This is a genomic window from Halalkalibacter sp. HAAS-P013, assembly GCF_056619925.1.
The window spans coordinates 143,844-157,791 of the sequence record NZ_JBWQTU010000013.1; the positions used below are offsets into that span (position 1 = coordinate 143,844).

General features: G+C 39.0%; 10 protein-coding genes. 9 read left to right on the top strand and 1 reads right to left on the bottom strand.

Annotated features, from left to right (window positions below; translation table 11 throughout):
* The first annotated feature begins 186 nt into the window (after positions 1-186).
* The 8 genes from AC1FXP_RS17655 to AC1FXP_RS17690 all read left to right on the top strand — a co-directional run bounded on the left by AC1FXP_RS17655 (position 187) and on the right by AC1FXP_RS17690 (position 10,645).
* On the top strand, positions 187-1,068 hold the full coding sequence (locus AC1FXP_RS17655; RefSeq protein ID WP_480063347.1) for an ABC transporter permease: 882 nt from the start codon (positions 187-189) through the stop codon (positions 1,066-1,068).
* A 15-nt stretch (positions 1,069-1,083) separates the two neighbouring features.
* Positions 1,084-2,043: a carbohydrate ABC transporter permease gene (locus AC1FXP_RS17660; protein ID WP_480063301.1), complete on the top strand. Its 960-nt coding sequence runs from the start codon at positions 1,084-1,086 to the stop codon at positions 2,041-2,043.
* A gap of 24 nt (positions 2,044-2,067) precedes the next feature.
* Positions 2,068-3,669 carry an extracellular solute-binding protein gene (locus AC1FXP_RS17665; RefSeq protein ID WP_480063302.1) on the top strand — a complete coding sequence of 534 codons (1,602 nt, stop codon included), beginning with the start codon at positions 2,068-2,070 and terminating at the stop codon, positions 3,667-3,669.
* A gap of 14 nt (positions 3,670-3,683) precedes the next feature.
* On the top strand, positions 3,684-5,129 hold the full coding sequence (locus AC1FXP_RS17670) for a glycoside hydrolase family 32 protein (RefSeq protein WP_480063303.1): 1,446 nt from the start codon (positions 3,684-3,686) through the stop codon (positions 5,127-5,129).
* A 126-nt stretch (positions 5,130-5,255) separates the two neighbouring features.
* A complete protein-coding gene (locus tag AC1FXP_RS17675; RefSeq protein WP_480063304.1) occupies positions 5,256-6,221 on the top strand; it encodes a carbohydrate kinase family protein in 966 nt (321 codons plus the stop codon).
* Positions 6,222-6,263: 42 nt separating this feature from the next.
* The gene (gene sda, locus AC1FXP_RS17680; protein WP_480063305.1) at positions 6,264-6,404 is read left to right on the top strand and encodes a sporulation histidine kinase inhibitor Sda; all 141 of its coding nucleotides are present in this window, start codon (positions 6,264-6,266) and stop codon (positions 6,402-6,404) included.
* Between the two features lie 99 nt (positions 6,405-6,503).
* On the top strand, positions 6,504-9,188 hold the full coding sequence (locus AC1FXP_RS17685) for a GH32 C-terminal domain-containing protein (protein WP_480063306.1): 2,685 nt from the start codon (positions 6,504-6,506) through the stop codon (positions 9,186-9,188).
* A gap of 521 nt (positions 9,189-9,709) precedes the next feature.
* Positions 9,710-10,645, top strand: a complete 936-nt coding sequence (locus tag AC1FXP_RS17690) for a sugar ABC transporter substrate-binding protein (RefSeq protein ID WP_480063307.1) — start codon at positions 9,710-9,712, stop codon at positions 10,643-10,645.
* 477 nt (positions 10,646-11,122) lie between these two features.
* Here AC1FXP_RS17690 and AC1FXP_RS17695 read toward each other — a convergent pair whose 3' ends face one another.
* Entirely contained in the window at positions 11,123-11,875 is a 753-nt protein-coding gene (locus AC1FXP_RS17695) for a PRC-barrel domain-containing protein (protein ID WP_480063308.1), read from the bottom strand.
* A 727-nt stretch (positions 11,876-12,602) separates the two neighbouring features.
* Here AC1FXP_RS17695 and AC1FXP_RS17700 point away from each other — a divergent pair.
* Positions 12,603-13,898, top strand: a complete 1,296-nt coding sequence (locus AC1FXP_RS17700; RefSeq protein ID WP_480063309.1) for an ABC transporter substrate-binding protein — start codon at positions 12,603-12,605, stop codon at positions 13,896-13,898.
* Positions 13,899-13,948 lie beyond the last annotated feature (50 nt).

The window sequence follows — 13,948 nt, forward strand, 5'->3', positions numbered from 1 at the left end:
TCTTACTTAAGATGACAAGCTTTCAAGTCGCATTTCGTATGTTTGATAGATTCCAAGACTGCTAAGAAAGTTATTACTTAAGGGGGGAAAGACATGGCTCAAAACGGGGGCGCTACAACCAAGACAGCTGCTGATTCGAATCAGTTGCCTAAAATAAAGAAAAAGAAAGAAAGCCGATTAGAGTTTATGAAGAAAAATTTTATCTTGTATGTATTTTTAGCTCCTGCCGTCAGTTTAGTGTTTGTATTTAATTACATTCCGATGTATGGAGTAACGATTGCTTTTAAGGACTTTAGTCCAACACGGGGGATCATGGGAAGTGAATGGGTTGGGTTGACTCACTTTACAAATTTCTTGAACTCGCCCAATTTCCATCAGATTTTCGCAAATACGATTAAACTAAGTGCGTTTGAACTTCTTATCGGTTTTCCTGTTCCAATCATTTTGGCTCTCATGTTAAATCAGGTAAGAAGAGCAAGCATAAAAAAGAATGTTCAATTAATGATTTACGCACCGCATTTCATTTCAGTCGTTGTCATCGGCGGGATGGTCTTTATGTTTCTATCACCAGCAGGACCGATTAATGCTCTATTATCTGTTTTCTTAGACCGTCCGATATCGTTTATGTCTGATCCAGACTATTTTAGAACGATTTTCATTGCATCTGGAATCTGGCAAGGTGCTGGATTTGCATCGATTATTTATGTAGCCGCCCTATCAAATAGTGATCCGCAATTGCATGATGCTGCAACGATTGACGGGGCATCACTATTACAAAGAATCTGGCATATTGACGTTCAAGTGCTGAAACCAGTTATGGCGGTCTTGTTCATTCTAGCAGTTGGAGGAATCATGGGTGTTGGTTTTGAAAAAGCCTATTTGCTACAAACAGACATGAATTTACCTGCTTCAGAAATTATTGAAACCTATGTATACAAAAGAGGGTTGCAAGCAGGAGATTGGTCATTTGGTGCAGCTGTTGGATTATTTAACTCCGTTGTTAGTTTGATGTTATTAGTTTCAGTAAACTATGTAGTGAAACGATTAAATGGTGAAACACTTTACTAGAAAGGAGTTAGTAGGATGAGTAATTTAAAAAAAGAAAAATACAACAAAAAGAAAAAAAATCGACTGCTGCTTCAAAGTAACTCGAACAAAAATAGGCTGATCAATAATTCGAAAACAGACCGACTAATCCTTCTATTAAATAAAGTCTTGCTGAGTTTAGTTGTCTTAATTGTTATGGTTCCTCTCCTATATGTACTGTTAGGATCTTTTTTACAGCCTCATATTCTAGTAACGAGAGGCATTTCATTTAATCCTGAACATTGGACGGTTGATGGATATGTACGTATTTTCACGGATGGGTCGATTATGAGAGGATTTTTAAATTCCATTCTATATGCTGTAGGATTTACGCTCATATCGGTTGGTTTTTCGATCCTAGCTGGATATTCGTTATCGGTTGATAAGCTCGTTGGGAAAAAGGCCTTAATGATTTACTTCCTCTTTACGATGTTTTTCAATGGAGGGATGATCCCAATGTATCTACTTGTCAGAGAGTTAGGAATGATTAATACACCTTGGGCGGTCATTTTGCCAGGAGCGGTCACGGTTTGGAATATAATTTTGGCAAGAACGTATTTTAAAGCGCTGCCGAATGAGTTGAAAGAGGCGGCAAGAATCGATGGTGCTTCTGATTTTAAAATTTTCTTAAGAATTATTTTACCATTGTCTAAGCCAATTATTTTTGTGCTCGCTCTCTATGCTTTTATCGGACAATGGAATTCTTACTTTAATGCGATGATTTTTCTTGAAGACAAGTCACTGTACCCGTTGCAATTGATTATGCGTGACATTCTCATCCAAAACGAAGTCCAACCAGGAATGATTGCCGATCAACTGGCAAGGGCTGAAATGCAAAGAATTGCCGAAATGATCAAGTACTCATCGATTGTTGTGGCAAGCTTACCGTTATTAATTATGTACCCATTCTTCCAAAAATACTTTGAAAAAGGTGTTATGGTCGGGTCATTAAAATAAAAAAAAGAAAAGTGGGGGTTTGTTATGAAGAAATTTGTTAAAGCGATGTCAGCAGTGTTAATTGGAACGTCACTTCTTGTAGCTTGTGGAGGAAATTCGAACCAAACATGGTCCGAGGATTATGAGTTGTCTGATATTACGTTTCCATTAGAAGAAAAGGTATCATTAAAATTTTTGACAGAAAGTTCACCATTAGCACCTGAAGACCCTAATGACAAGTTGATTTTTCAACGTTTAGAAGAACAAACAGGGGTCGAAATCGAGTGGAGAAACTTTACAGGGGCACAATTTACTGAAAGAAGAAATTTAGCAATGTCGAGCGGTGAAATGCCCGATGCGATTTTGAATGCATACTATAGTGACTATGAGTTATTAAACTTAGCAAAAGATGAAGCGATTATTCCGCTTAACGATTTAATTGATCAATATATGCCTAATTTACAAAAAGTACTTGAGCAGGCACCGGAGTATGAAGCAATGATGACGGCTCCAGATGGAAACATATATGCCTTTCCATGGATTGAAGAATTAGGTGAAGGCAGAGAACGTATTCAATCTGTAGATAATTTTCCTTGGATTAATGTTGAATGGTTGGATCAATTAGGCTTAGACATGCCAACGACAACAGATGAATTAAAAGATGTCCTCATTGCGTTTAGGGACAATGATCCAGCAGGCGACGGACAAACGATCCCGATGTCTTTTATTATTAATCATGGTGGAGAAGATTTAGGGTTCTTATTTGGCTCTTTTGGTCTAGGTGATAACTGGGATCGTACGGTTGTAACGAATGATGGAGAAGTAAAATTAACAGCAGCTGATGAAGGCTATAAAGAAGCGATTAAATTCATGAACGAGTTATATGAAGAGAATTTAATGGATATTGAAGGATTTGAACAAGACTGGCCTGTGTATGTTGCCAAAGGACAAGAAGGACGTTATGGTTTGTACTTCACATGGGATAAAGGAAACATTACTGGTATGGGTGACGACTATGATTTAATGGGTCCTTTAGCTGGTCCAGATGGTCATATCAATGTAACAAGAACAAATGGAATAGGCTTTGACCGTTCGCGCATGGTCATTACGAGTGCCAATCAAAATCTTGAATTAACAGCCAAATGGATTGACCAACTATATGATCCGATACAATCTGTTCAAAACAACTGGGGTACGTATGGCGATGATACGCAACAAAACATTTTTGAATTTGATGAAAGCGCTCAAATGTTGAGACATCTAGATTTAGAAGGGACGGCGCCTGTTGAATTGAGAGAGAGAACATCTATTGGCGGACCTTTAGCGATACTAGATAGCTATTATGGCACGGTGACAACGAAACCAGATGATGCAGCATGGAGATTAGGTTTAATGAAAGAAGTGATGGTTCCACACATGAAAGCAGATAATATTTACCCGAGAGTATTACACGGCCTTGAAGAACTGAATCGTCTGTCTACGATCGAGGCAGATTTAATGCCTTATGTAAATAGAAAACGTGCGGAATGGATTACAAATGGAAAAGTAGAAGAAGAGTGGGATGACTATTTAGTAGAATTGGATCGTCTAGGTTTACAAGAATGGTTAGAAATTAAACAAGCAGGGTATGATCGCACGACAGAGTAAAAATGGAGGTTACTATGACAATTAATAATTTAGCAAAATATAGACCCAAATTACACTTTGCACCTAAGGAAAACTGGATGAATGATCCAAATGGAATGGTCTATTTCGAAGGTGAGTATCACTTATTCTATCAATACCATCCAAATGGTACAACGTGGGGTCCCATGCACTGGGGCCACGCGGTTAGTAAGGACATGATAACTTGGGAGGAGCTCGATATTGCATTATATCCAGATGAACATGGAACGATTTTCTCTGGCAGTGCGGTTGTCGATTGGAACAATACGTCTGGTTTTTTCCCAGACGAGCCAGGACTAGTCGCTATTTTCACGCATCACTTAGAAGGAACGGAAGGAAAACCTTCAGTTCAAACTCAAAGTTTAGCTTTCAGTCATGATAAAGGAAGAACGTGGACAAAGTACGAAGGGAATCCAATTCTTGGTCATGATACAAAAGTAGACTTCAGAGATCCGAAAGTGTTCTGGCATAAGGAAACTGAAAAATGGATAATGTCATTAGCGACAGGTCAAACGATCACCTTTTATTCTTCACCAAACTTAATTGATTGGAAGTTTGAAAGTGAATTTGGTGAGGGATTTGGTTCTCACGATGGCGTGTGGGAATGCCCAGATTTATTTAAATTAAAGGTAGAAGACAGCGATGAAGAGAAATGGGTGTTGATTGTAAGCATTGGAGATAATCCTGAATTTGATAATGGGTCATTTACACAATATTTCACTGGCTCCTTTGATGGTTCCACCTTTACTTCAGATCATGAATCGATTAAATTGCTCGACTTTGGAAGAGATAATTATGCAGGTGTGAGCTTTTCGGATATCCCTGAAGAGGATGGAAGACGCATCTACCTTGGCTGGATGAGTAACTGGAGGTATGCGAATCAAGTCCCAACAGAGGGATGGCGCAGTCAAATGACGTTGCCGCGAGAGCTTTCTGTTCGGAAAGTTGGAGAAGACTATAAAGTTATTCAAAAATTAGTAAAAGAACTAGATTGCTATTTCTCTAAAAATATTAATATTGACGAGTGTATCGTTGATGGAACGAAAACAGTAAAGCTGGATGAATCGTATGTCGATCTAACTTTAAATCTTGAACGTGTCGATGCAGACCAGTTTGGGATCACTGTGCATCATACGGAGAAACAATACACGACACTTACGTTTGATAAAGCAAAGAATGTATTAGTACTAAATCGTAAAAACTCTGGACAAATTGATTTTTCAAATATGTTCTTACTCGATCAAGAGGTGAAACTGGAGGATACAAAAAACGTGCAACTGCGTTTGGTTGTTGACTCTGCGTCGATAGAACTACTTGTCAATGATGGGGAATATTCGTTAACAAGTTTAGTTTATCCAGATAAAGCATGTGAAGCGATCTCGATCCATGCGTCAAACGGAGCGATCAAAGCTTGTGGCCACGTATCATCTCCTGGGAAATAAGTAGGATTTTGTATATGGCGTAAAGGAGAGTAGGAGGAAACAGTTAAAAGAGGTGAGACATCCTCTACACGTTTCCTCCTTTTTCTATCAAGCTACTCACAATATAGAACAAAGAGGGAGAAGGAAATGAATAAAAACTCATCAGTTATTTGTATCGGAGAGTTGTTAATTGATTTTTTCTGTACAGATGTCGGAATCGATCTAGTCGGCGGTCAGCATTTTGAGAAACAGGCAGGCGGCGCCCCGGCCAATGTGTGTGCAACGATTGTAAAACTGGGTGGTACTGCGAAGTTTAGTGGGAAAGTTGGAAATGATCCATTTGGCCATTTTTTAAAAAAGACACTAGATGAAGTAAAAGTGGATACAACCATGCTCGTGTTAGATGAGACACATCCGACAACAGTAGCATTTGTCTCGTTAAAGGAAAATGGAGAAAGAGATTTTGTTTTTAATCGAGGGGCGGATGCCTTTTTAGCTGAAGATGAGCTCGATCAAGACAAACTAAAAGAAGCGAGTATATTGCATTTCGGCTCAGCGACAGCTCTATTAGACGACCCATTTCGTTCGACTTATTTGAACGCGATTCAATCGGCGAAAACGGAAGGACAGTTTATCTCATTCGATCCTAATTATCGGGGAGACCTTTGGAAAGGAAGAGAAGCTACTTTTGTAAACTTAGCTAAAGAGGGAATTTCCCAAGCTGATTTTGTCAAAGTCAGTGATGAAGAACTAAGCATCATTTCTGGAGCTGATGAGTTAACAAAAGGTGTTCAAGTTCTCCATCAACTAGGAGCATGCTTAGTTGCTGTGACATTAGGGAAAAACGGTACATTGATATCAAATGGAGAAAAGCAAGAGATTGTTCCTAGTATAAAAGTCGATTCAATCGACTCAACAGGGGCAGGCGACGCATTTGTTGGCACGATGCTCTATCAACTAGCAAAAGAAGAAGAACCAAAGAAAACAATAGCGGACTTTGAAAAAATCAAAAAGGTCACGACGCTCAGTAATAAGATAGGAGCAATTGTTTGTACGAAAGTAGGAGCCATATCTGCGATACCAACAAATGAAGAGGTTTTTCAAAAAGGGTGACTGTCCCTTTTTGAAAAACCTCGCAAAAGGAGACAGTATTCGGTGTTACATCATGTACTAAATGAAGTCTTAATTGAAGCATACAACAAAGCCGTTGAAAATGGTCTGAATGAAGAGTTTATAGAAATATTGGAGATGGAGTTAGCAAAAAGGGGGGCTCTCTTTCAGCCTCTTAATCATTAGTAGATAGGGTTAAAGCCCGAAAGTTATTGGACCCATATGAAGCAGATATTGAGTCACTATTATCCTGTTTTAAGATTCTTGAGGAGGTTGTCGTTTTTTATGAAGAAAAGATACGTACTAGTTGTTGTTACGGCACTGATTATGATTATAGGGTATGTTAGTGAAACGAGGTCAGATGTTGCCTCGGTTGCTGCTGTTACTGATGATTATTACACAGAAAAATACCGTCCGCAATATCACTTTTCAACTCCACAGGGGCGACTTGCTGATCCAAATGGACTCATTTATTTCGAAGGAGAATATCACTTGTTCCACCAGAAAATGGGAACTTGGGCACATGCTGTCAGTAAGGACATGCTTCATTGGGAGCACCTCCCCATTGCGTTAGAGCATGATGAACTGGGCCAGGCTTTATCAGGAACTTCAGTCATCGATTGGAACGATACGACTGGCTTTTTTGATGGAGAAGCAGGTATGGTAGCTATTTATACAAGTACAGAGGGAGGTGAGTCTCAAGGGATTGCTTATAGCAAAGACAATGGGCGAACGTGGGAGCGCTATGAAGGAAATCCAGTCATTGAAAATCCGGGAATAAAAGATTTCCGTGATCCGAAAGTATTTTGGCATGAAGAAACGGAAAAATGGGTGATGGCTGTCACTACGGATAAAAGTGTTACATTTTATAACTCTCCTAACTTAATTGATTGGCAATACCAAAGTAAATTTGGCGTAGATGAACAAGGCAATGAGCACGGTACTCATGTTGCTGTATGGGAAACGCCGGATTTATTCCGTTTACCGGTCGATGGGAATGAAGAAAAGCAAAAATGGGTGCTTACAGTAAGTGTTGGAGACAATCATGTCACGGACGGGTCGACCAATCAATATTTTATTGGAGAATTTGATGGATATACATTCACAAATGATAACCGACCTGAAGAGGTACTAATTACAGATTTTGGTCAAGATTTTTATGCAGCTCAGTCATTTAACGAACTTGCAGAGGGGGACGATCGACGTATTTGGTTGGCGTGGATGGCTAATTGGCGTTACCCTTATCAGTCGCCGACCTATCCTTGGATGGGCTCGATGTCGATTCCACGTGAAGTAACTTTAAGAACAGTTGAGGACGGTAGCATTCGCTTATTCCAAGAGCCGATTAGGGAATTAAAGGACATTCGTGCAACTGAATATTCGATAGACTCCTTTACTCTAGAGGGGAAACAGGCAATAGAAGACTTTTCTGGAGTATCCTACGAGTTTGAAGCAGTAATCGAATGGAGAGACGTTGAAGAATTTGGAATTCGCCTCCGACAATCTGATGAGGAAGAAACGGTAGTTGGTGTTGACCTGAATTCAGAAACTGTTTTCCTAGACCGAACGAAAGCTGGTCTTGATACGTTAATTGATAGAAATGGGGAGCGGTTTCAATTTGGAAAGCGGTTTGAAGCTGACTTTCCAGTGGAGAGAGAACAGATTAAAATTCACGGTTTGGTGGATGAGTCCTCAGTTGAACTCTTTATCGATGACGGGGAAATGGTTTTTACGAATTTGATTTATACTAAACCGACAAATAGTGGCATTGAGTTGTATGCAGAAGGTGGTAGTGTTGAGGTCGTCTCACTCGATTTCTTCCATTTACATTCGACGTGGCGTGAAGCTCCGGCCGAAGGGGAAATCGAACGAATTGTGGTCAGTGAAGAGTATTTGAATGTAAACATTGGCGAGTCAAAGGAGATTATTGCAAACGTTAAGCCAGATTGGTTAGGTGAAATCGAACCACTTGAGTGGGAAGTAAGTGAGCCAGGAATGGTCGAAATGAACAAAATCGATGATACAACTGTATTGATCACCGGTGTTGAGCCAGGATTAACAAACCTAACGATACGTGATCCGAATGGAGATAGTTCAAAAGAAATGATTATTCGGGTTTCAGATGGCAGCCATTCAGCTTATATAGATGGCTGGGGACCTTCTCCTCTATCTGGGGAGCAGTCGGGTCATTGGAACATTATTAATGAATCAAGTGTGACGAGTCGCCTTGAACATAGCCATGAATGGGCCAAATTGTATAGAGAAGAACTTATGACTGGTGACTTTCTCGTTTCTGCTGATATCGAATGGGTCAATCAAGGAGCAGAGGGCTTCCCAAAATACGGACTTACGATTACGGACGAAGAAAAGACAACGGTGTCTGCCTTTTTTAACAAAGATATCAATATGTTAGAAACGTATGCAGAATTTCGTGGTGAAGCGATTGGCTGGGAAGGAGTCAGATTACCACAAGACACAAATCTTCAAGAAGCACAAGCATTAAAAGTCGAGAAATTTGGGGATACGTTTACCTTCTATTTTAATGATAAAGAAATGTATGAAAGAACAGTAGAGATGGTAGGGAACATCAGTGTAGGGGTAATAAGTGAAAATACGGAGGCCGATTTTACAAATTACGTCATACAGAGTACTACTTCAGAAAGTTACTGTCTTCAGGATGTAATTGAAATGGTTAAAACAGCTGATATTACTCCGGTTGGAATCAAGCAGTCTTCTTTGTCTCATTTAGAAAACGCTAAAAAACATTTTGAGCGCGCACAACAGCTTTATGATGACGGAAAAACAAATCAGGCAACAATGCAAGAAGAAAAAGGCTATAAAAGCGTCCAAAATTTTCTGGAATACATTCAGCAAAGGATTGAAAGACAAATTGCTGAAGAGGTAAAAGAAGAGTTGGTCAGAATGGCGAATTATATTATCGAACACAAGACGGAGTCATTGAATAAATGACAGCTAAAAGGATAATCAATACACTCAATAGATAATCGTATAAAAAACGCTTTTCTCAGATTTTGAGAGACGCATTTTTTTACGGGTAGAAAAAAGTAGTACAGGATAAGAGCTGACACAATCAGAAAGAGAAACATCGAAAAGAAAAATAGATACAATCCATATGAATGGTGCATTGAACAAGGAATTACGGTAGAAGAAATAAGGCAGCTATAAGGAATTCCTCTAGTTACGCAACTAGGGGATATTTTTTAGGCTTACGTGGTGCTTGCGAGCTTAGAGAAAGGGTCTTTCCCCTTAATTATAATCGATTTTAACTCCCGAATATTTTAAATGTTTACATCTAAATAAATTGAAATCTCCGCTCTAGCATTTTTGTTATAGTGAAAACAAGACAAGAATAGAACTTAAGCGTTATCTTTTCTAAAAATAAATTAACAGGTAAAGGTGTTTATGGTTATAATTTATTTCCTTATTAATGAAACAGCATTGCCTAGAAATATGAAATGACGGGGTATCAAATGGTAAAAAGGTTATTCGTTCTGCCTCTAGTTATCTTTGCATTGACTTTTATGTTTAAACCAGTAATAGATGAAAAACCTACAGTAGTCGTTGTATTAAAAGATTTAGATTCGGAATATTGGAGGATTGTTGAAGCGGGTTTGAGAAAAGGATTTGAGGATTTTGATATAGAGGGTGAAATTATTGCTCCCACTAACTTATCATTTTTAGAGCAGGTTGATATGTTAGAGCGTGTTCTAATAGAAAAACCTGATATCTTAATAATCTCCCCTATGTATCCACATTATAGTATTCCTACTTTAGAACGGTTTATTGAAAAGGATATTCCTGTTTTTTTATTAGATACCGATCATCAATGGGATAATAAAACAACCTATATCGGTACGGATAATGTTGCTTTAGGTAGAAGAGCAGGAGCGTTACTCGGTTCACAGTTGCAGCCTGGAAATGAAGTAGCCTTAATAGGAGTCGATTTATATAGTCCGGTTGCATCTGAACGGATGGAGGGAGCTAAACTAAGTTTAGAGGCCGCAGGAGTGAAAATTGTCGCGGAAAAAGTAAACATTTACTCCGAACCTTTGAAAATAAAAGAGGAGATCGAAACCATTTTAGAAAATCATCCTAAAGTGAAAGGGATCATGGCCACCAATGACGCACTGGCATTAATGGCATTTGAGGTGCTAGAAGAATATGGGCTTAAGTTACCAATCACAGGAGCAGATGGAATGAACGATATGATTGAATTGATCGAAGAGGGAGCACTACCTGGGACTGTAGCACAAAACCCTTATGATATGGGGTACTTAAGTGTTGAGACCGTAAAGAGAGCACTAAAGGGTGAGAATGTCGAAAAGTATATTGATAGCGGAGTCGACATTATCGTTAAAGGCAATGCGAAACAAAGGTTAGAGTTCCAGAAAAGAATGTTGAAATGAAAGAGTCTAGCGAAAAAGGTCGTAAGCAATGAGCATAAACGATGTATTGTTTTCAAGCCTCTTGCAGTAGAGAATCCGACCAAAAAGAGCCGCTGATACCCGGTCTGTTCAAGCATATCTACAACAACCACTCTTAAATTTTTATCAGGCGACTAACTCCACAGCTCTCTCAGTAGTTACTACATACATTCCAATTCAGCCATCGAGTAAAAATGCAAGAATGAGTGCATAACTTTCTGCAAAACGTCCATCAGTTAATCTTACAAGCAAATAAACGAATCAAAAGAAGGGTGCCTTTGACTAAAGGGTATCGGTAGTATCCGTTTCCTTTCTTTTTTGGTGGTGCCTGATCAATGGTGCGGTAAGGCATCAAAGGGACAGTTTTACGTTTGAATAGTACGAATCCGTACAGTGAAAGAAGGAACCGCCATTAATACAGTGGTGGTTCCTTCTTTTTCACCGTCTACTTATCATTATTTATTTAGATAGATGTCTTGTTCTCAAGTTATCGATCCGAATCTCTTCTAATTCCAAGACAGAGTCACTCTCGGTGGACTGTTCTTCCATTTCCTCAGCTTTCAAGCTAATCATGATCTCTTTGTCAATCCACTGAATAGAGTCGATCGATTCAGGTGATATGGCTACTTTTCTACCAGGTAACCAATTGCCTGTATCAACGATTAAGTAATGTATGACCCATGAGTTATCGTCAATGACAAAGTCGATGACACGTCCAAACTCTTCATAGTCCATTCCAACAACGTTATATCCAAACATTTGACCTGATAGTTCGTTGACACTTCTTACATAGGAATGATGATCATCCAATTGAGTAATGTAGTGTTCCTCTTCCTTATTAGATAAGATCGGGATATTGCCAGGTCCCCATAGACCTCCTCCAATCCAATAAGGTGTCCAGCCATAGTAGCGATGAAGTTCCATCTCCTGCAGACGAGTGATCGGTTGGTGTTTTCTTTCTCCTACAGAAGGGCTGTTTTTAATTTGATCTGTTGATGCGAAAATCGAAATTCTACTATCAACTAACTCAACATTATCGAAGGAGACAGGCGATACTAACACTTGTTTCCCTGGAAGCCATTTACGTGTATCGATAACTAAGTAGCGTATCGTCCATTTTTCACTATCAAAGTATAAGTCTTTTATTTTTCCTAATTCTCCGTCTGTGGCTTGTACAATACAAGATTGAATGGAACTAGCTTTGTAAAGCATGATGAACTCCTCCTTTTTAGTTGGTGTATTTGTTAGATAACCATTTTTCGGACAGGCTAAACATATAGCACGAGAAAAGGGAAAATATACTTGTTACTAGACTTTTTTTGGTGGTGCCAATCCTTGTCACCACTATTGAAAAAAATCAAAAAAACTTCGTTGATCCGATAGACAAACTAAGTTAATAGTGATACAATAACTTTGTGAACGAAAAACAATCAAATTAATGTAAAGTTTACTAGACTAAGGATGTAATACATAAAGATTTGTCTATCAAAAAAATTTCTTCAATATGAAAGCGTTAACAATTAAAGGTTTGAAGGAGACTGCTATCAATTGCTGCATCGTTAAGGTGAATGGCGGGGTGTCTCAAAGCAGGTTATTCATTGGTGTTAGTTAGCCTTGCTAATTAATATAAAAAAACAGAAAAAACAGGAGGTCGGTTGTGTTGTTTAAAAGGGATGCTTACGTTGCTTCAACCTTAGCTTTATCGCTTGGTCTTAATGCTTGTTCATCTTCTAATAAATCAGGAGGGCCTGAAACCATCACTGATAGTTAAGAATTATCTTTAATATGAAAGCGCTAACAATTAGAGTCTAAAGGAGACTGCTATCAATTGCTGCATCGTTAAGGTGAATGGCGGGGTGTCTCAAAGCAGGTTATTCATTGGTGTTAGTTAGCCTTGCTAATTAATATAAAAAACAGAAAAAACAGGAGGTCGATTGTGTTGTTAAAAAGGATTGCTTACGTTGCTTCAACCTTAGCTTTATCGCTTGGCCTTATTGCTTGTTCATCTTCTAATGAATCAGGGGGAACGGAATCTACTACTGATAGTTCAAACGCTTCTTCTGGTGAAAACGTCGAATTAACGATGTGGGCATTCCCTGGTATGGGTTTAGATGAACAAATTAAAAGATACCAAGAGGAAAATCCAAATGTAACGATTAAGTTACAAGAAACTCCTTACGGTGACCATCACCAAAATCTAGTAACAGCTCTAGCATCAGGTTCTGGAGCTCCAGATGTAGCGGTAATTGAGTCAGAATATATTGAAAGGTTAAAAGAGAATCAAAATCAGTTTCATAATTTAAAAGATTATGGTGCAGATGACATTGCAGGTGATTACCTAGAGTGGAGATGGAGAGAAGCATCTTCTGTTGATGGATCATTTGTACTAGGTATCCCAACAGATGTAGGTCCAATGGCAATGGCTTATCGTGTCGATATTTTTGAAGAGGCAGGACTTCCAACTGATCCAGATGAAGTAAGTGAAGCTCTTAGCACATGGGAAGAGTATATTGAAGCTGGACGTCAGATTAAAGAAGCGACTGGTGGATATATGTTTAACTTCGCTTCTGATATGTTCCGCGTTGTGCGTGATCAAGGTCAAGAGCAGTACTTTGATATGGAAGGGAACTTTATCCTTGAAGAATCAGAACAAATCAAAAGAGCATGGGATCTAGCAGTAGAAGCACAAGATATTTCTGCAAATATCGAGCGTGAATCTACAGAGTGGGGTGCAGCGGTAGCACGCGGCGACTTTGCTACAGTATTCCTGCCGCCTTGGATGTTACAACAAATTAAAGATAATGCACCTGAAACAGAAGGTTTATGGAATGTCACACAAATTCCTGAAGCATCAGGTAACTGGGGTGGATCACTATTATCGATACCAGCTCAAAGCAAGAATGCTGAAGAGGCATATGAATTCATTGCGTGGTTAAATGCACCAGAACAACAACTAGAAATCTTTAAAGAAAGAGGGAACTTCCCATCAACGCCAAGTGTTTATGACAATGAGGAATTACAATCTTTCTCTGATCCATTCTTCACTCGTGACGACTTAGGAAGCATGTTAGCAGAAGCTGCCGAGCGTGTTGAATACGTGTACAGATCTCCTGAAACAAGAGCCCTCAATATAATCATGCGTGATGCTGTAGCATCCATTGAAGATGGCACAGCAACAGCTGAGCAAGCATGGAATACAGCTGTAGAAGAAGCAAAGAGACAAATATCTCGTTAATGAAATTGTTCTAAATAGTAAATATAAGAAGCTGAGTTTACACAGCTTCT